Genomic DNA, 20,606 nt, shown 5'->3' on the forward strand with positions numbered 1-20,606 from the left:
ATGGCAAATGGTATAGAGGAAAATCTTGAGAAAATCCCGGTTATAAATGTTGTTATTAAACTTTTAAAAACAATTAAATTACCTGGGTTAGAGGGATTATCTTTATACGATTTATTGAAACTATATTTCACGGGCATAATTAAAGGAGCACTAACCTCTAGAGCTAGTGCAATTGCCTTTAATTTTTTTATGGCCATATTTCCATTTCTGCTATTTATCTTGATTTTAATTCCGCATATACCTATAGAAGGATTTAAATTGGAGTTTCTAGAGTTTTTGGAATCCTTTTTACCACCGAGCACATCAGAGTTTTTCTTTAAAAATATTTTCGAAAATATTGATAAATCAGAACGTGGCGGATTGCTTTCAACCGTGTTTTTGCTGTCTATATTCTTAATGTCTAATGGGGTGAGTGCTATTTTTTCGGCCTTCGAAAATTCTTATCATGAGCAATTAACCCGGAGTTTGTTTCGTCAATATTTATACGCCGTTGGTGTGGCTTTAATTTTAGGATTTTTAGTGTTAATTACGGTTGCGGTTTACGGGTTTGTAGAAATTTATGTGTTGGGTAGTTTGTTTAAATCGTTAGAGCTTCAAGGCTTGTCTATTGGAGATAGTGGGTTGATTTGGATTAATATCTCGAAATATTTATTCGGAATAATTATGGTGTTTTTATCGACTGCAACTTTGTATTATTTTGGGACTAGAGAAGGAAAACATTCTAAATTTTCTCAACCGGAGCATTATTCACAACCATTTTAATTGTATGTGTGTCTTATTTATTTGGAGTTTATATAGAAGATTTTTCAAGATATAACGAATTGTACGGTTCTATAGGTGCTTTGTTAATTTTAATGTTTTATTTGTGGATTAACTGTAATATATTTTTGTTAGGTTACGAATTAAATATATCACTACGTCAATTGCATAAAAGTCAATAAGTTTATGTTACATTTTATAGATGTTATTCTTCCTATTCCTGTAGAAAACCTGTTTACGTATGAAATTACAGAAGCTGAGGCTGGTTTTATAAAGCCTGGTATGCGAGTTGCTGTACCTTTCGGAAAATCTAAAGTGTACACGGCTATAGTAAAACGCTTGCATCAAAATCCTCCACAAATTTATGAAGCAAAACAAATTCATCAAATTTTAGATGAATACCCCATAGTAACAGATACGCAGTTGAAGTTATGGGATTGGATGGCAAATTATTATTTATGCACCGTAGGCGATGTTATGCGTGCCGCCTTACCCAATGCCTTTATTTTAGAAAGTGAAACTTTAATAAGTAAGAATAATAATAAGGTAATTCAGGATTCCGATTTAAAAGATGATGAATTTTTAATTTACGAAGCACTTCACCACCAATCGTCTTTACGTATTCAAGATATTGTAGATATAGTCGACAAAAAACAAGTGTTTCCTATTATTAAGCGCCTTTTAGAAAAGGAGGCTATTGTTGTCGAGGAGGAAGTTTTTGAAAAATATAAACCGAAATTAGTGAAGTATGTAAAACTTCAAGCTCAGCATACAACTCAAGACGGTTTACAAGCCTTACTAGAAGAATTAAGTCGAGCTCCAAAACAGCGCGATGTGGTTATGAGCTTGTTTCAGCTTTCTGCAAAAACTAAAAAAGCTATAAAAGTATCGGAATTAACGGAAGCCAGCGGCGCCTCGAGTAGTATTATAAAATCGTTGATAGATAAAGCTATACTAGAGGAATATTTTATACAAACCGATCGCGTAGAGTTTAACGGTAAAGATTCCGAAGATTCAAAAGCTTTAAATCCGGAACAAGAAGAAGCGCTGTTTCAAATTAAAAAAACGTTCGAAACACATCAAGTTACATTACTTCATGGTGTAACATCATCTGGAAAAACCGAAGTGTATGTAAAATTGATTGAAGATGCACTTAAATCAGAGAAACAAGTCCTGTATTTATTACCTGAAATAGCTTTAACTACACAATTAGTAAATAGGTTACAATCGTATTTTGGCGAGCAAGTTACGGTGTTTCATTCTAAATATTCGGCACACGAACGTGTTGAGGTTTGGAATAATGTGTTGACCAATTCGCCTAAAGCTAAGGTTATTCTAGGGGCACGATCCTCTATATTTTTACCATTTCGCTCGCTAGGTTTAATAATTGTAGATGAAGAACACGAGCAATCTTTTAAACAATTCGATCCTGCGCCAAGATACCATGCTCGAGATACAGCTATTGTTTTAGCTCATTTACACGGTACAAAAACTTTGCTGGGTTCTGCTACGCCAAGTTTAGAGAGTTACTTTAATGTAAAACAAGGAAAATATGGTTTGGTTGAAATTACAAAGCGCTATAATAATGTGCTTATGCCAGATATTGAGTTGGTAGATATTAAGGACAAGCAGAAACGCAAATTGATGAAAGGTCATTTTAGTGATCGTTTGATTGAGGCTATGACTGAAACTTTAGAAGAAGGGCATCAAATTATATTATTTCAAAACCGACGTGGATTTTCTCCAATAGTAGAATGTAATACGTGTGGACATTCTCCGCAGTGTCCAAATTGCGACGTTAGTTTAACCTTTCATAGTTATAGAAATCAATTGAGGTGTCATTATTGTGGGCATCATACAGCCATGTTACTTAAATGTCAGGCTTGTGGAGATCCGGGTTTAGATACAAAAGGTTTCGGAACCGAACAAATAGAGGAGGAAGTGAAACATTTATTTCCGAATTACAAAGTCGGTCGAATGGATCTAGATACCACGCGTGGGAAATATGGCTACGAAAAAATTATAACCGCCTTCGAGCAGCAAGAAATGGATATTTTGGTAGGTACCCAAATGCTAACAAAGGGATTAGATTTTAGAAACGTAGCTTTAGTGGGCATTATGAATGCCGATAATTTATTGAACTTCCCCGATTTTAGAGCCCATGAGCGTAGTTATCAATTATTATCGCAAGTATCGGGTCGGGCCGGAAGAACAGAAAAACAAGGGAAAGTTTTAATTCAAACCTATAATCCGTATCACAATATTTTGCAGCAAGTCTCTACCAATAATTATGAGGCTATGTATAAAGAGCAAATGGATGAGCGCTATAATTTTAAATATCCTCCAGTTTATAGATTGATTCGTGTAACCTTAAAACACAAAGATTTTAATCGGGTTAATAATGCATCCATTTGGTTAGGTACAGCTTTAAGGCAAGTATTTGGTGATTATGTTTTAGGTCCGGTAGATCCGCCGGTGTCGAGAATTCGGAATCAATTTCATAAAAATATAATGATAAAAATTCCTCAAAAGCAGTCGTTAGGAGGTACAAAAAAAGCCATTGTTAAAATAAACAATAGCTTTATGAATGTGAAAGATTTTAGATCTGTTCGCTTAATAATGAATGTAGACGCGTATTAAATGCTGTTTAAAGCATCAATAAGTTGCGACTTTTTATTTCGGCTTAAAGGAATTTCGTAAGAGCCTACTTCAACATTCTTGCTGTTAAATCTATCTATTTTATCTAGATTAACGATATAAGATTTATGAATTCTTAAGAATTTGCCTTCAGGAAGTTCCTGCTCGAAAGCTTTCATGGTAGATAATACCACTAAACTGCCTTCCTCTGTAACTAATTTAACATAGTCACCAAGGGCTTCAATCCATTTTATGTCGTTAATATATACTTTACGTTTTTTTAGATTACTTTTAACGAAGATATGTTCACCTTCGGTTTCATTGAAATCTAATTTTAGTTTGTGGTGCTCAATGGCTTTTTCAACAGCAACCATAAAGCGCTCACGAGTAATAGGTTTCTTTAGGTAATCGGTGGCATCGTAATTGAATGCTTTAAAAGCGTATTCTGTTTTTCCTGTTACAAAAATAATTTGGGGCTTATTATTTAAAACATCAAGAAGTTCGAATCCATTTAATACTGGCATTTCAATATCTAAAAAGATGAGATCAACCTTATGCGTGTTTAAACCATTTTTGGTTTCAAGCGCACTGCTATACTCTGCTATTAAATTAAGAGCAGGGTGGTTTTCTATCAACTTTACTATGGACAACCTCTGAATCGCAGAGTCATCTACTACTACACAGTTTAAAGTCATAACAATTAATTGTTTCGGTTAAGATATCGACAATAGTACAAAAAAATCGGATAAAAACAAAAAAAATACCGATTAAGTGAATAATTTTTGTTTTTCTTAACACTGTAAACGTGATTTTACGGGTAGAAAATAAAATAACGAGAGGTTTGTTATATTTAATAAAAATGTTTACTTTTGCAGCCATTTTTAACAATAAAATAGATTTGAATATGAATCATTATGAAGCTGTTTTCATCTTAAATCCCGTTTTATCTGAAACACAGATAAAGGAAACAGTACAGAAATACGAAGATTTTCTTGTTTCTAACGGTGCTAAGATGATATCAAAAGAAGATTGGGGACTAAAAAAATTAGCTTACCCAATTCAAAACAAAAAAAGTGGTTTTTACCATTTATTTGAATTTACTGTACCTGGAGAAGTAATTAACCAGTTAGAGTTAGAATTTAGACGTGACGAGCGTTTTATGCGTTACTTAACTGTAAAACTAGACAAGCACGCTGTGGCTTGGGCAGAGAGAAGAAGAGCTAAACTAAAACAAAAAGCGTAATTATGTCATCTATAGAACAACAAGCAAAAGGAAAAAAAGACGGAGAGATTAGATACTTAACGCCTTTAAACATTGAAACTAATAAGCAAAAGAAATATTGTCGTTTCAAAAAATCTGGAATCAAGTATGTAGATTATAAAGATGCAGACTGGTTATTAAGATTTGTAAACGAGCAAGGTAAAATTTTACCTCGTCGTTTAACAGGAACTTCATTAAAGTATCAAAGAAAAGTGTCTGTAGCTGTAAAAAGAGCTCGTCACTTAGCTTTAATGCCTTACGTAGCTGATTTATTAAAATAAAATACCGATAACAATGGAACTTATATTAAAACAAGACGTTGAAAATTTAGGATTTAAAGACGATGTTGTAACAGTTAAGAACGGTTATGGTAGAAACTTTTTAATTCCTCAAGGAAGTGCTATTTTAGCTACACCTTCTGCAAAGAAAGTATTAGCTGAAAACTTAAAGCAAAGAGCTTTTAAAGAAAAGAAAATTGTTGACGATGCTAACAAAATTGCTGAAGCTTTAAAAGCATTAGAAATTAAAATTTCGTCTAAAGTTGGTTCTGGAGACAAATTATTTGGATCTGTAAACAACATCGATCTTGCTGAAGCTTTAGAAAAAGAAGGTCAAGCAATCGATAAAAAATTTATCAACGTTACTGGAGGTAGTGTTAAGCGTTTAGGTAAATATAATGCCGTAATACGTTTACACCGCGAGGTATCTGTAGATTTACCTTTTGAAGTAGTTGCTCAAGCAAACTAATTTTAAAAGTAATTATATATTAAAAACCGTTTAGACTTGTTCTAAACGGTTTTTTTAATTCAAAGAAATAATTGTCCGTGTTCTTAGTCATAAAAAACTTGTTTCAGTCTACCATAACTAGTACCGTCAGTGAGAATCTGAACCACCAAGCTTCTCAATAAGCAATCATTTAAGATGGCGATAGACATTAATAAGGATTACGGATATTCTAATCAAAAATTATTAAAATGAAATACACACGTCTTACAAAAGAACAATTTGAAGAGTTACACCAAGAATTCATCAATTTTTTAGCAACTCAATCTATAGATGCTAACGAGTGGAAAACTATTAAAGACACAAAACCAGAAGTTGCAGAACAAGAATTAGATGTGTTTAGTGATTTGGTTTGGGAAGGTGTTTTAACGAGTGCTAAATTTTTAGAACACATTTCTGGGCAACACATGCATTTATTCTCTTTAGGCGAAACCAATATGCATTTAATAGCTATTAAGCTTAAAAATGATAAAGATTTGGCTACCCAAGAAGGTTTTAACTGGTTAAGAGAAAATTTGTTACATGACGATGTAGAGTTTCTTCAAGCGAACAAAACCTATTCTGAAGATAAAAAACTAGATATATTTAAATTGATTCAGCAAGGAGCGGTTATTACTAGAGGTGAGTTATACACCTATTTTAATGATCTGGTAAACGCGGAATAATCCTATTTTATTCGTAGCGTAACGATTCTATCGGGTCTAGTTTAGAGGCTTTAGATGCTGGGTAAGATCCGGAAATAATGGCTACAACAAACGTTATTACACTTGCCCAAATCATAGCTGCCCATGGCATACTAAATTGGAAATCGACCGCCGATGCAAATCCGAGGCCGAGTAAAATACCGAGAAGCATTCCGAGTAAACCTCCAAATTGTCCTATAATTATAGTTTCAATAAAAAACTGAAACGCAATGGTACCTTGTTTTGCGCCCAAAGCTTTACGTACTCCAATTTCACGGGTACGTTCGCTTACCGAAACGAGCATGATATTCATAAGTGCAATAGACGATCCTAAGATGGTAATGATACTTATAATCCAAGCAGCGGTTGCGAGGGCTCCTGTTATGGCACCAATTCGATTAATTAAATCGTCGCTACGTTCTAATCCGAAATTATTTTCTTCAATAGGGTTTAAACCTCTAATGTTTCTAAACGTTACAATGGCGTCATCTTGAGCGCTTTGTAGAAGTTCTTTCTTTTCAACCATAACACTTAAAGCGTAATTTATATTGGCATTGGTGAAAATAGAACGCGCTTTTTGAAGCGGCATGATAACTCTTAAATCTTGATTATTTCCGAAGGTAGAGCCTTTAGACTCTAAAGTTCCAATCACTTTAAATTTAAATCCTCTAACACTAATAATTTGATCTATAGGATTGTCATTTTTGAATAAGGCTTTAACCAAATCACTACCAATAACACAAACATTAGAGTTGTTTTCTACTTCTAAAGCGTTAAACTCACGACCACGATCGACTTTTAGTCCAGAATTTTGAATAAAATTTTCATTAGCTCCAATAACTTTTACTTCCGGGTCGGTTTTTTCGTTTTCAAATTTTACTTCTGCAGTAGATGTGCCGTCAAAAGAAACTGATGTTTTTGTGTATGGATAGTTGTACTGATCTACGAAATCACGAATGTTTTGGTAACTAATAATCGGGTTTACTTTTTGGCGTTCTCCGCTTTGTGGTCGTGCTGTAAATTTATAGCGCTGTATATTAAACGTGTTGGCACCCATAGACGAGAAATCGCTAGAAATGGTACTTTCTAAGGCCGAAACTGCACTTAAAATACCTACTAATGCAGTAATACCAATGGCAATAATAAGCACGGTTAAGATGGTACGTAGTAACTGACTTTTTATAGAATCGAAAGCAATTCTTATATTTTCTCGAACAAGTGAAAACATGTATAGGGTGTTATGGGTTGGGTGTTTTAATATAAGACTATTAAAACGGAATAAAGTTACTATAAAATTGAATTATCTTATTAAGTCAACTCAAAAATTTAGATATTTGTGCTCAAATTTAAAATACCAATGGCACAAAAACCAAGCATTCCTAAAGGGACACGAGATTTTAATCCGGAACAAGTAGCTAAACGACAATATATTTTTAAAACCATACAACACGTTTTTGAAACTTATGGGTTTCAACCTATAGAAACACCAAGCTTTGAAAACTCTGAAACCTTGATGGGAAAATATGGTGATGAAGGAGACCGATTAATTTTTAAAATTTTAAATTCTGGAGATTATCTTAGCAAAGTTAACGATGCCTTGTATGCGGAGAAGGATTCTACAAAAATGACCTCTAGTATTTCTGAAAAAGCGTTGCGTTACGATTTAACTGTGCCTTTTGCCAGATATGTTGTACAACACCAAAACGATATAGAATTTCCGTTTAAGCGTTACCAGATGCAACCTGTTTGGCGTGCCGACAGACCGCAAAAGGGACGATTTAGAGAATTTAATCAGTGCGATGCCGATGTTGTTGGATCTAAATCGCTTTGGCAAGAAGTTGAATTTGTGCAATTATACGATGCTGTATTTTCTGCATTACAACTAAAAGGTGTTACTATAAAAATTAATAACCGTAAAATTTTGGCCGGTATTGCTGAAGTTATCGGGGCACAAGATAAATTAATCGATTTTACAGTAGCTTTAGATAAGCTCGATAAAATAGGTGAGGAGAAAGTGAAAGAGGAAATGTTGGGTAAAGGAATTCCTCAAGCAGGCATCGATAAATTACAACCTTTATTTTCTTTATCGGGAACTTTTGAAGCTCAGATAAATAATTTAAAAACCATTTTAAGCATATCGGAAGAAGGTTTAAAAGGGGTTGAAGAATTAGAATTTATTAATACGGCTATAAACACGCTTAAACTCAAAACGGCAGCACTTCAATTAGATGTAACCTTAGCTCGAGGTTTAAATTATTATACCGGCGCCATTTTTGAAGTTGCGGCCCCAAAAGAAGTGCAAATGGGTTCTATTGGTGGCGGTGGTCGTTACGATGATTTAACTGGAATTTTTGGACTTAAAGATGTGAGTGGTGTTGGCATTAGTTTTGGATTAGATCGTATTTATTTGGTGTTAGAAGAATTACAATTGTTTCCAGAAACAGTGAATAAAAACATAAAAGTTCTATTTATAAACTTTGGAGATACAGAGGCCTTATACAGTTTGCAAGCCATACAAAAATTAAGAGCTGCCGGTGTAAATGCTGAATTATATCCGGATGCAGCGAAAATGAAAAAACAAATGAATCACGCCAATAAGCGTGTTATTCCGTATGTGGTTTTAGTAGGCGTAGAAGAAATGGAAGCGCAGACTTATACCCTTAAAAACATGGTTACTGGAGAACAAACTCAAAGTAGTTTAGATGAATTGATTGAGTTAGTTAAATAGTGAATCAATTTATTAATGTAATAATGGAGTAATAATTCAAAATGTAAACTAGCTAAAGTAAAGTTGATGAACTGGCTGGAACCAGATTTTGTTTTTTCCAAAGTATCGCAATAAGAAATATACAAAGAGGCTGTCTAAAAATTTTAAGATAGCCTCTTTTTTGTATTTAGCATTGGTTTTCTATGTTGCGTGTACTTTATTTTTTAACATCCACTAGTTGTAATTGTTTATAGTAAGTTTCCATTCTTCCATGGGCTGTTCCATCTACCAATAATATAACAATTAGCATAGCAATGGTGGTGATGCTAATGGCTCGCCATGTTGGTGTATTTATAAAAATAATGAGTAAAGCCGCAACAATTAGTATCATGGGAATAGCTTTAAAAACTACGGTGTTGTATTCTTTTAAGGTGCTTTCGGCACGTGCTATTTCCGATGTTACAAATGCCGGTGCATCTGTTTTGTATGCTGTTTCAAAAGTTTTAACCCGTGATTTGTTGGTGTAAAATAACCCCAGACCTATGGTTAAAAGCAAAGCTCCTGCTACCAAGGTAGGTATAATGTAAGCTTTAGCGATATCTGTTTTACCTAGCTGCCAAAAGCCAATGCTAGCCACTAAGAAAAGTATCGCAAATAATATGAAAAATCGTGTCGAGAAGACTTCTGCCTTTGCCCACTCTGTTGCTATTTTTAAGATGTCCATTTTAATTTAATTTACATTGTTCTCTGTATGAAGACGGACTTAATCCTTCCTTCTTTTTGAATAATCTCGAAAAGTAGGGAGGGTATTCAAACCCTAATTCGTAGGCCACTTCCGAAATGCTTTTATGGGGTTGTAATAAAATGTTTTTTGCCTCATCAATTAATAAGAATTGCAAATGCTCGGTTGTGGTTTTACCTGTTTCTTTTTTTAAAGTATCGCTTAAATAGCGCTGTGACACCCCCATGTTATTAGCGATTTGTTCTATACTGGGAATTCCTTTTTCTTGTAGATTTCCAGATTCAAAATATTCCGTTACATATTTATTAAATTGTTCTAATAAATCGGTAGATAATTCTTTTCTGTTTAAAAATTGTCTTTCGTAAAATCGGTTGGCATATTTAAAAAGCGTGTCTAGCTGCGAAATAATAATGTCTTTGCTAAAGGCATCTTGATTGTTCTGGTATTCAATATCAATATTATCTACAATAGCTTTTATTTGTTTTTCTTCCTTTGGAGAAAGGTGTAATGCCTCATTTACAGTGTATGAAAAGAACCCGTATTTTTTAATTTGTTGTGCTAGTTTGGTGCCTTTTAAAAAATCTTCATGAAAGGTTATAGAAAAACCTTTTTGCTCAAATACCACACTGCTATCCCATTGCAACACTTGTCTTGGCGCAATGAAAATTAATGCACCATTGGTAAAATCGTATGCTGTTCGTCCGTAATTTAAATTGCCTTTTACAAACTTTTTTAAGCTTATAGAGTAGCATTCGTTTGTAATTGGTGGCGAACTTTCTCTCGGACAAGGTAAAATTCCATCACCTTTTGAGTTAAAAATACTTAGCATGGGATGCTCAGGTCGAGGAAGTTCTAGATAATCTAAATACGATGATAAGGTTTTAAAATGTTGCATATTACTAATTTATAAATTCCACTTGAACTTTGTAGCCTTTTCTGAAACTTCCCACAATTTTTCTGCTACTGTCTTATCCTTAGCATGTGGCTGTAAGGTACATTCCCCAACAGGGCCTGTCCAGTAGTTTCTTCCTGTAGGTCCGTAAAAAGCTTGCTGGTCTAGGTTTGGCTCGATGGCACACATTAATTCTGGATACGCTCCTTTTTCTGCCGATTGTACAAAAGGGGATAATTTCATGAGCTGCCAAACAAATCGCGTCATTAAACTTCCACTTGTTTTAATTAAAGAGGTTCGAGAGGCACCGGGGTGACAAGCATAAACTTTTACCTCCTGATTTTTACTCTTTTTTATGCGATCTTGTAATTCGTAAACACTCATTATTTGTGCTAATTTACTTTGACTATAAACCCCATTAGGATTGTAGTTCTTGTCCCAATTCATATCATTAAACTGAATGGTTTTAATACCTAAATTATAACCCATACTGCCAACAACTACAATGCGTCCTTTAGAAGCTTCTATTCTTGGGTAAAGTAAGCCTTGTAATAAGAAGTTTCCATAATGATTTACGCCAAGCTGACTTTCAAAACCATCTGTTGTTAGTATTTGTTTAGGAACCTGTGCAATGGCAGCATTACAAATAAGTGCATCTATTTTTGATACCGTATTTAGTACATCTTGGGCAGCCCTTTTAACAGAATTTTGGTCTGCTAAATCCATTTGTATAGACACGAGGTCTATAGTATTACCAAGGGCTCGCTTTAATGCAGCCATAGTGGCCTTCGACTTTTTTGGGTTTCTATTAAGCATGACAACTTTTGCACCCTTAGAGAGTAATATTTTTGTGGCTTCAAAACCTGTACCACTGGTAGTTCCAGTGATTACAAATGTTTTTCCATTTAAATTTTCTATGCGGTCTGGTGTCCAACCTTGTTTTCCAAATTGATTTGTTTTCATCTTGCAACTGTGTTTGTAGTAATTAAAAGCATAATGCAAAGATCGGGTAGGAGACCATTTTAACTCTTATACAGATTTTCGAACCTTGTATACTTTTTAGTTTGTGGCCGTCTTTTAGGTTGGTGATATTGAATTGCCAAACATGATATATAGAAAGCTTAAAAATCTTAATATGTTATATTGAATAGATAAATTTTAGGATTTGCTAAATCAATTAATAAAAAATGATTTTAAGGTTAATGAATGTAAAGATGTAGCTATCTTGATTTGAATCGGTGATATTGTAACCTTGAGGCAAATTAACTTTAGTGTTCAATTTTTTTAACAATAAAACCTTTTTATATAGAAATAATAATAAAAAAAGTCCCAAACTTAGTGGGACTTTTCTGTACTTTATAATATAAAAATTAGGTTTAACTAATTAGTATTTTATACTAATTTTATTGGATTTCACACCGTTAGTAGTTTCTACTTTTATTATGTAATTTCCTTCAGATACTCTTCTAACAGGGATTTTACAATTTTGTGATAATGGTGCGTTTGTAGCATTCCAAGTTTGAACTGTTTGACCAAGTATATTAACTAAATATACTTGTTTGATTTCTGTATAATCTGGTGTTTTAATATGAATTTCATTTGTTTGGTTTAGATAATTAATCTTAATACTGTTGAATTCGTTTTCGACTATATCTAGTTTATTTTCATCTTTAAACGCTAAGAAATAACGGTCCATATAATCACCTTTATCTAAGTGTGTCTTATATTTTGAGTTGTTTATCTGTGTATAAGTATCTGAATAACTATCATAAATATAAACATCTATAGGGGTATCAAAATTTTCTAACTCCTTTAAACTAATTTCAATATTTCCATCTTTACCCATTAGTACGGCTAAAGGATATTGCTTGCTCTCGTCGAATGCACCAACTCCTTGAATAATATATGTTTTATTATTAATTAAGAATAGCATATCATTTGGCAGATTTTGAAAATTAGTAGCATCGTAACCAAAATCGATCCCATCTGTTGCCGCATTATCTGGTGTAAACCCTAATAATAATTGTCTAATGGCATTGTCTGGATTTTTAAAACTTAGTCGTAAACGTTGTACCTCATTATCTTCATTCGAGGAAGTGCTTACGCTACGAGAGAAAGTTACCCCATCTGTTTGTGTTTTAAAGATACGTTGTCCATTATTAAATATAACATTTCCACTTTGTCCAGCAGTTATAAAAAATCCTTGAGCTACAGGAACATAACGTCCAGGAACAAACTCGGATGCGTCTCCAGATCCTGCAATGCCTTCAGGTGCTACGCCTGGGGTGCCTCCAGTTAGATTATAAGATGCGTAACCACCTAGATATTCTTTAGTTACATGTGAGTTGTTTGTTGAAGCTTGCTTCCAATACCTAATTTCCCCATTATTACCACCGTCATTTAATATAGTTTCATTATCTGTAATAAAGGTGTTTGCATCGATAGCAGAAGGGTAGGGATTGCCTACCAAAGCATCATTACCCGCAGTTACAGAAGCTAAATAATCGCCATTATTCGGTTGACCAATAAAAGTGTAACTATCAGCAGAAGTACCTTTCATAATGAATCCAGATCCAACAGGTATTTCTTCGTTTTGAGTAATCTTGTTCCAACTATTCATATTGGCAATCGCATCATAAAATGTATATAGCCAACGAGTACTTATAGAAGGAGGATTTCCAGCTGCACCATTAAAATCGGCTGTCCAACCCACAGGTGTTGAACCAACGTGTAATATGTCCTGTAATGAATAAGTTCTACTATTTACATTACCAGCTGTACTAACAGGAGATGCCCAGTAATTATAATTATAAACATTTTTTGTTCCTTTCTGGTCCCTAAGTAATCCTCCCGCTCCAGTATAATCTACCAAACTTCCTTCTGGTTGTAATAACTGAGCTTCTCCATCTAATTTAAGTGTTCCATCTAACTTAAGGTATTTGGAAACGTAAAGTGGTGTTTCGTCTAGAACTGTTAAAGTATTGTCTTCTACAATTAAACCTAATACTGTAGTTTCTCTTTCAGAAGAAATATTAACATTATGATTGATTTTTACAATATTCCAATCTATATCTGTACTATTAGGTAATTGATTAACAGCACCATTAGCCCATGTGCTTTCGGTATCCCAATTTCCAGAAGCGAAAGTATTATAAGGTAGAGGTGCAGTTTCTTGTTGTATATCTGTCATATTTCTTAACACTCCTGTAGTTGAGCCTTTGGCAGAGGTTAAAATTCCATTTTGTACACTACTACCCATTTGATAGTAATCTACTAAATTAGAATTCCAATTTAAATCACCAGAAATGTTTTCTGGTATTACTACGCCACGAACTTTACCAGAGTTATCTTGAATTTCCTGATTCATCATTTCTCGTATTTGGTCTACACTAAGTGCTTTGTTCCAAATACGTAGTTCGTCTAACCATCCATTGTAAAAATTGTTAGGCAGTGTTGCGGTTTGCTTTGCACCTAAAAGAGCGAGACCTGAATTAGTTTGTACGCCATTACCAGCAGCTGTTGCTTTTTCAACTCCATCTATATATAGTTTATATATGGAACCGTTATAGGTTACTGCAATATGGTACCAACGTGTATCCGATAATCCAGATGCTGAAATAGTACCTCCGTCGTTATAGTTAAATTGGATACTTGTACCTGAAAGGGTTAAATCGTAACCAGACGTGGTATTGGTACTACTACGTTTAGAGAAAATCGTTTGGTTTCCAGAGTCACTATTTGGTTTAGCCCAAATTTCGATACTAAAAGGGCCTACTAAATTATATGCATTCCCAAAATTAACAGAAGTATTTATCCCATTAAATTCGAAATCGTTACCAGAACAAGCAGGAATATTTACAACCACTTCTGCACTGCTATCTCCACAGAGTTCGCCATTACTAATGGTCCACGTTAATGTGTAATTTGTACCACTTTCTCCTGTAAAAATTGCATTAGGATCTGTAGTGCTAGAGAACACACCTCCTAAAGGTAAAGCAGTCCAAACTCCAGCGATATTATTATTTGCCTGTAAGTTCACGGTAGTGTCATCGCAGTTTTCTAAAGTTCCTGAGTAACTCGCTACGGCTTCTATAAAAGGTAATACGGTAATCTCAATGGTTTTTGGTTCACCAGTTAGATCACAAGTTGTTGATTTTGGAGTTATAGTATAGGTTACTGTTATTGGGCTAGTTGATGTATTAATTAATTCATTACTTAATGTAAATACATTGTTGTCATCTATATCTGCAGAAGTTGATTCTCCACTATTAGCTCCTGTAACATCTGTTGTTTCATTCCTAGTCCAACTAAACGACATATCCGCATCTGTAATATTTCCATCAACAAGGATAGTAGTACTTGTACCACTACATATATTTTCTTCTTCAGCTGTTACTGAAAGTATTTTTGGAGTAGGATAAATTGTAACGTCTATAATTTCCGGAGAAATACTACAAATTAGATCATCCTCAGTAGGATTGTTTGAGTAATCGTAAACGTGAGGTGTGATTTCAAATTGACTCGTCACGGTTTCATTGGTGTTATTTTGTAATATTATTTGATCTGTACTTCCTTCAGATTCTCTAAATATATCCCACCAACCGTCGGGATCATCGGTAGTTCCTACAGGTCCTCCTGAAGCAGGAGAGAAAAACTCTGAATTAGATGACCATGAGTATCTTACTGCTGTCCACCTTCCATGAATTGAACTTATCGATATTGTGAAATCATCTCCAGGGCATTGAAAACCTTCTGGTTTTCCCGTAGATTCTATATTAAATCCCGCGTCAGTGATAACTTGGATAAATATAATATTACTAGTTTCTGTGCCACACTCATCAGAGACAACAACTCTGTAATAATAATTTACAGCATCCCAAGGCCAAAGAGGCACTCTTGGAGGTTGATATGTAATAGAATTGGCACCATTTATGTCTGTAAATTCATTATTAGCATTTTCACTACGTTGCCATTGATAAGAATAATTGCCAGAACCACCTAGGTTAGGGTTTATAAATTGTAGAGGTGTAGGATAGGAATATAAACATACGGCCTGGTCATCTCCAATTTCAGGTTTGGTAAATTGTGCATAAACATCAACTGTAGCCGTGGTAGTAGTACTACAACCAGCCCTTGTAGCGGTAATTGTAAATGTCACGGTTTGTGTCTCTGTAGTTGCATTTGTAAATGTACCTGAAGCTGTGATTCCTGTACCAGACGGGCTACTTGTTGTTACTCCAGCAGGTAGATTTGTAATTTCCCAAGAATAGTTTGTGTTATTCGTAGAATTCGTGGTATCAAAATTCATAGAGAATGAATCTCCATCGCAAATAGCTTGTGTAGTAGGATTGACTTGGACAATTGGAATTGGAGTAACTCTAATTTCAATACCTTCAATAACGTTACTTATACAACCATTTAGTTCAGCCCAAGCCTTAAATTTAACTATTCTGTTTCTGTTATGTGTACTTGTAAGCGTACCTGATATATTGGGACCTGTTCCATTCTCCATTCCAGAAACGGAAGATGAAAAATCATCCGTCCGCTCCCAAAAATACTTTACATCGTCAACATTATTAACATTTAAAATCTGAATAGGAGTTATTGAGCTGTCACTACATATAGTTTCATTAACACCAGGTCTTAAATCTGGGTCTATCGCAATTACAAGATCAGGATTTACCGTTATAGTAGCTGTTGTTATTTCGCTAGCACAGCCATTAGCCGTTGCAGTAATAGTAAACGTCGTTGTTTGTGGGGAATTCGTTACGTTAGTTAAAGATCCAGATATTGAGGACCCAGTACCGCTCTCTAAACCGGTAATTCCTGTAGTATTGTTACGTGTCCAACTGTAACTAACACCTGAAACATCATTAGGATTACTTAAAATAATGTCATTAATACTTTCTCCATTACAAATAGTTTGCAAGGTATTTGTAGCAGAAATGGTAGGACTAGGGTTAACGGAAATTGTAACGGTTAATGGTTCGGAAATACAATTATATTCAGAATTGGCAGTAACCGTAAATGTAGTAGTTTGTATTGTATTAGTTGTGTTTGTTAAATTAATAGCAATATTATTACTATCGCCATTTGAAGGTCCTGTAATTCCAGATGTATTATTTCTAGACCAAACGTAAGTTAAAGATTTGTCTACGTTATTTTCATCTACAATAGATATGTCCGTAGTTTCTCCAGAACAAATTTCAGGAGTAAACGTGGCACTTAGTTCTGGTTTCGGGTTAACTGTTATTGTAGCGGTCGTTTCGCTGGTACAACCGTTAGCTGAAGCTGTAATCGTGAATGTAGTAGTTTGTACAACTCCAGAGGTATTTGTCAAAGTTCCAGAAATTGGAGATCCTGTTCCGCCAGCATCAATTCCAGTAAGGTTCGTAGTATTGTCGCGAGTCCAGGTAAATGAAATGCCACTAACGTTATTATCATTAAGAATGTTTATAGCAGATATAGAGTCTTCACTACAAATGGTTTGACTAGGTAGATTAACAGAAACCACAGGTTCCGGGTTAACAGTTACTGTGGCAGTTGTTTTGCTGGTACAACCATTAGCAGAAGCAGTAATTGTGAATGTAGTAGTTTGAATAACTCCAGAAGTATTGGTTAAAGCTCCCGTAATAGGTGAGCCATTTCCACTTGTATTCATTCCAATAAGGTTGGTAGTATTATCTCGAGTCCAGGTAAATGAAATTCCGCTAACGTTATTCTCATTAATAATATTTATAGGTGTAAAGGAATCTTCACTACATATGGTTTGACTAGGCAAATTAACAGAAATTACAGGTTCCGGATTAACAGATACCGTAGCAGTCGTTTCGCTGGTACAACCATTAGCTGAAGCAGTAATTGTGAATGTGGTAGTTTGAATAACTCCAGAGGTATTGGTTAAGGCCCCTGAAATAGGAGAGCCACTTCCACTAGCATTCATTCCAGTAATATTGGTAGAGTTATCTCGAGTCCATGTATATGAAATTCCACTAACACTATTCTCGTTAATAATATTTATAGCTGAAATTGAACCTTCGCTACAAATGGTTTGACTTGGCAGATTAACAGAAATCACAGGTTCCGGGTTAACAGTTACTGTGGCAGTCGTTTCTATAGATTCGCAGCTGTTTGCAGAAGCTTTGATTGTAAATATTGCCGTTTGTGGAGCCCCAGTAGTGTTTAAAAAGCTTCCTGAAATTGTATTAGAAGTACTTGTTGAAATAAATGATAATCCACTTACATCGTCAATATTACTTTCCCATGAAAAAGTTGTTCCATTTACATTGTTTGGATTAGTTAGTACAATATCAGTAATTGTTTCTTCAGAACAAACAATTTGTGATGTAGGAGTTGCTATAACCGTAGGAATAGGATTAACCGTTATCGTAATTTGCGCACAAGATGTTTCTCCGCAATCCCCTTTGTAACGAGCAAAATAGGTAGTTGTGTTGGTAGGAGATACTGTAATGGTATTACCAGTTCCACCAGAAATAAGAGTACCACCACAGGAATTTGTAAACCATTCAACAGCACCATTTGTACCTAATGTTCCGCCATTGGCAGTAAGTGTAGTTGAAAATCCAGCACAAATAGTTTCTTGTGTAGCTGTAATATTTGAAGGAGCTACTGAAGGAGTATTCATTGTGACAGTTAGTGATGATGGATTACCTTCTCCGCAAACCTCATTGGTTCCTTTAACAGAAATATCTACAGATGATGTAGAGTTAGAATAATCGACTGTAATACTATTAGAATAAGGAGGTGTTGAAGTAATACTAGCACCTGTTGATACCGTCCATATATAACTTGTTGCATTTTCAATGGTAGGGACGGTATAAGTTACATTCGTATCACCCTTACAAACAATTTCGTTTCCTACGATGCTACCTGCCGAATCTACAGGTTGAACGACATTAATTGTGATTTGCGCACAAGATGTTTCTCCGCAATCCCCTTTATAACGAGCAAAATAGGTAGTTGTGTTGGTAGGAGATACTGTAATAGTATTACCAGTTCCACCAGAAACAGGAGTTCCACCACAGGAATTTGTAAACCATTCAACAGCACCATTTGTACCTAATGTTCCGCCATTGGCAGTAAGTGTAGTTGAAAATCCAGCACAAATAATTTCTTGTGTAGCCGTAATATTTGAAGGAGCTATGGGTACAATATTAGAATGTATAATTAATTCAGAAGCCAAAGCGCTTTCCCCGCATGCATTCACACCAACTACAGATATTGTAAAATTATTTGAAGGTATGTTAGAAATGTCTAAAGCAATTGAGTTGGTGTTTGAAGTTCCGTTAAAAGTAGCTGAGCCATTAGAAATTCTCCAGTCATAGGACGTTGTATTAGGTAGGCTAGGGATTGTGTACTCTACCATAGTTTGTTCTGGGCATACTGCTGTAGGGCCAGTAATAGGACCGGGATTATTTGGAACATTATTAATAGTTATTGGTAATGTTGAAGTATTTCCAGTGCCGCACGCATTTACTGCAGTTACAGTAATATTACCACTTGAAGCCGTATTAAAATTTACAGTTATAGATCGAGTTCCATTACCAGAAACTATAGAGGCTCCATTAGGGACTGTCCAATTGTATGAAGTCGCTCCAGGAATTTCTGAGACTGTATAAGTTTGAGAATCTCCATAACAAATATTAGAAACAGGATTAATGAAACTAGGTGCGTTTGGTACGTCTTCAATATTAATTACAAGGCTAGATTTCAATGAGTTACCTCCACAATCACCAACTCCATTAGCAACCACCGTTACATTTCCAGCGCTAGCATTTACATAATTTACTGTGATACTATTTGTGGTCGTTACTAAATTTCCTGTTGTAGACGAAGCACCAGGCGGAAGTGTCCAAGTATAATTAGCAGCATTGCTAACTTCTGGAACGGTGTAAGTTATATTGTTTGAGTTTTTACAGACCTCTTGTTGTCCAGTAATTGCACCAATAGAAGTGCCGTCTAAAGAACCACCTCTTGTTACTGTAACAGTGATGCAATCTGTAGTATTACAAGTGCCTTGATAGTTTACATAAAACGTTTTAGATTGCCCTTCAAGTAGATTTACAGGTAAATCATTTCCTTCCTTTTTTAAAGTTCCATTGCAACTTCCTTCATACCATTTTGGTCTAGCACCTTCTCCTAAAACACCCCCACTTACAGTTAGATTTATATTTTCATTCTGACCTGTATGGTTAATGCAGATATTAGACCCAGAAAAATTTGTATTATCAAATCTTATTGTTGTTGGAGCCACAGACAATCTTTTTATATCAATGACTTTCTGTCTGTCCTGACTTGTTACTGTATTGTTTTTGGCTACAACTTTAATATGCACTTGACCAAATGGTGCGGAGCTCTCAATAGATACCGTAATACTATTTGTATTTGCGCCATCAATAATAGTGAGACCTGTAGGTAAAGTCCAAATATACTCTGTGGCATTAGTAACTTGAGGTACACTGTACGTTACTGTTGTACCAGGACAGACATTTTGCGGTCCTTGTATTTCTCCAGGTTGGCTTAATTGTTGAATAGGTGTCAATTCAGAAGAATTCTCAAGTCCGTATAGATTTTTAGTTTTTGAGTAGGTATAATTATATGAAGTACTAAATGAATTTAAAACAGGTGCTTTAGCAAATACACCATGAGTACCAAGCGTAAACATACCAAAAAGTAGTATGAATAATCCTATAATTTTAAATGAAATAGTATTCACCAATTCGGTGATACTAGATTTTCTAGATAAAAAAGCGTGTAAAGTAAAGTTATGCATAGATTGGTTACTGTGTTAGTTAATAGAAAACAGCGTAATGGTTTAGTTGGTGTAAAAAGTAACAAATATAAGTGAAGTAAAATAAAAATTCCCAAGAAAATATGAATTTGTATTACTTTAAAATAAAAACCTTAAATTGTTTGTACTTAGAGGTATTATACCTCCAAATGAAATAGGGTAGGACGCGTAAATTGTGATCATGTAGTAAAGTTTGTTATTCCTATTGGGAGTATAGTTTTATGAAATTATTTGCAAAAAAATAAGGAATAATTGCTAAATCTCTTTTTTATAATTGCCTCCTAAACAATTGCTCAAGGTTTTTCTCCATCCTTTAAGATAATTCCATTAT

The 20,606-nt window shown here is 34.7% G+C and carries 14 protein-coding genes; 8 read left to right on the forward strand and 6 right to left on the reverse strand.

The genetic code is table 11. The features are described from left to right. From A9D35_RS00405 to priA, 3 genes are read left to right on the forward strand one after another with little or no spacing between them, the layout of a single operon-like run. Positions 1–762 carry a YihY/virulence factor BrkB family protein gene (locus A9D35_RS00405; protein WP_369692130.1) on the forward strand — a complete coding sequence of 254 codons (762 nt, stop codon included), beginning with the start codon at positions 1–3 and terminating at the stop codon, positions 760–762. An 8-nt stretch (positions 763–770) separates the two neighbouring features. Beyond that, positions 771–941 (forward strand): YhjD/YihY/BrkB family envelope integrity protein, encoded by a 171-nt coding sequence (locus A9D35_RS19570; RefSeq protein WP_369692131.1) that lies wholly within the window; start codon positions 771–773, stop codon positions 939–941. Positions 942–945: 4 nt separating this feature from the next. Beyond that, on the forward strand, positions 946–3,399 hold the full coding sequence (gene priA, locus A9D35_RS00410; protein ID WP_066217690.1) for a replication restart helicase PriA: 2,454 nt from the start codon (positions 946–948) through the stop codon (positions 3,397–3,399). Here priA and A9D35_RS00415 read toward each other — a convergent pair. Continuing rightward, the gene (locus A9D35_RS00415) at positions 3,396–4,091 is read right to left on the reverse strand and encodes a LytR/AlgR family response regulator transcription factor (protein WP_066217693.1); all 696 of its coding nucleotides are present in this window, start codon (positions 4,089–4,091) and stop codon (positions 3,396–3,398) included. The two genes, priA and A9D35_RS00415, sit on opposite strands and share 4 nt — an antisense overlap. A gap of 209 nt (positions 4,092–4,300) precedes the next feature. On the opposite strand from A9D35_RS00415, the gene rpsF reads away from it, so the two are divergent. The 4 genes from rpsF to A9D35_RS00435 all read left to right on the forward strand — a co-directional run bounded on the left by rpsF (position 4,301) and on the right by A9D35_RS00435 (position 6,105). Continuing rightward, complete coding sequence (gene rpsF, locus A9D35_RS00420; protein WP_066225657.1) at positions 4,301–4,639, forward strand: 30S ribosomal protein S6; 339 nt, start codon at positions 4,301–4,303, stop codon at positions 4,637–4,639. Positions 4,640–4,641: 2 nt separating this feature from the next. Further along, positions 4,642–4,938: a 30S ribosomal protein S18 gene (gene rpsR, locus A9D35_RS00425; protein ID WP_038528424.1), complete on the forward strand. Its 297-nt coding sequence runs from the start codon at positions 4,642–4,644 to the stop codon at positions 4,936–4,938. A 13-nt stretch (positions 4,939–4,951) separates the two neighbouring features. Then, positions 4,952–5,404 carry a 50S ribosomal protein L9 gene (gene rplI, locus A9D35_RS00430; protein ID WP_066217695.1) on the forward strand — a complete coding sequence of 151 codons (453 nt, stop codon included), beginning with the start codon at positions 4,952–4,954 and terminating at the stop codon, positions 5,402–5,404. A gap of 227 nt (positions 5,405–5,631) precedes the next feature. Further along, complete coding sequence (locus A9D35_RS00435) at positions 5,632–6,105, forward strand: DUF6495 family protein (protein ID WP_066217697.1); 474 nt, start codon at positions 5,632–5,634, stop codon at positions 6,103–6,105. A 7-nt stretch (positions 6,106–6,112) separates the two neighbouring features. Here A9D35_RS00435 and A9D35_RS00440 read toward each other — a convergent pair whose 3' ends face one another. Continuing rightward, positions 6,113–7,351 carry an ABC transporter permease gene (locus A9D35_RS00440; RefSeq protein WP_066217699.1) on the reverse strand — a complete coding sequence of 413 codons (1,239 nt, stop codon included), beginning with the start codon at positions 7,349–7,351 and terminating at the stop codon, positions 6,113–6,115. A 129-nt stretch (positions 7,352–7,480) separates the two neighbouring features. Here A9D35_RS00440 and hisS point away from each other — a divergent pair, with 129 nt between their 5' ends. Beyond that, positions 7,481–8,851 carry a histidine--tRNA ligase gene (gene hisS, locus A9D35_RS00445; RefSeq protein WP_066217701.1) on the forward strand — a complete coding sequence of 457 codons (1,371 nt, stop codon included), beginning with the start codon at positions 7,481–7,483 and terminating at the stop codon, positions 8,849–8,851. A 196-nt stretch (positions 8,852–9,047) separates the two neighbouring features. On the opposite strand, the gene A9D35_RS00450 is transcribed toward hisS, so the two are convergent. The 4 genes from A9D35_RS00450 to A9D35_RS00465 all read right to left on the reverse strand — a co-directional run bounded on the left by A9D35_RS00450 (position 9,048) and on the right by A9D35_RS00465 (position 20,257). Beyond that, positions 9,048–9,554, reverse strand: a complete 507-nt coding sequence (locus A9D35_RS00450; RefSeq protein ID WP_066217703.1) for a hypothetical protein — start codon at positions 9,552–9,554, stop codon at positions 9,048–9,050. Position 9,555: 1 nt separating this feature from the next. After that, positions 9,556–10,467, reverse strand: a complete 912-nt coding sequence (locus tag A9D35_RS00455; RefSeq protein ID WP_066217706.1) for a helix-turn-helix domain-containing protein — start codon at positions 10,465–10,467, stop codon at positions 9,556–9,558. A 9-nt stretch (positions 10,468–10,476) separates the two neighbouring features. Continuing rightward, positions 10,477–11,427, reverse strand: a complete 951-nt coding sequence (locus tag A9D35_RS00460) for an SDR family oxidoreductase (RefSeq protein WP_066217708.1) — start codon at positions 11,425–11,427, stop codon at positions 10,477–10,479. 421 nt (positions 11,428–11,848) lie between these two features. Then, on the reverse strand, positions 11,849–20,257 hold the full coding sequence (locus A9D35_RS00465) for a PKD-like domain-containing protein (protein WP_066217710.1): 8,409 nt from the start codon (positions 20,255–20,257) through the stop codon (positions 11,849–11,851). Between the last annotated feature and the right edge of the window lie 349 nt (positions 20,258–20,606).

Origin of the sequence: Formosa haliotis (assembly GCF_001685485.1) — a bacterium.
Taxonomy (GTDB): domain Bacteria; phylum Bacteroidota; class Bacteroidia; order Flavobacteriales; family Flavobacteriaceae; genus Formosa; species Formosa haliotis.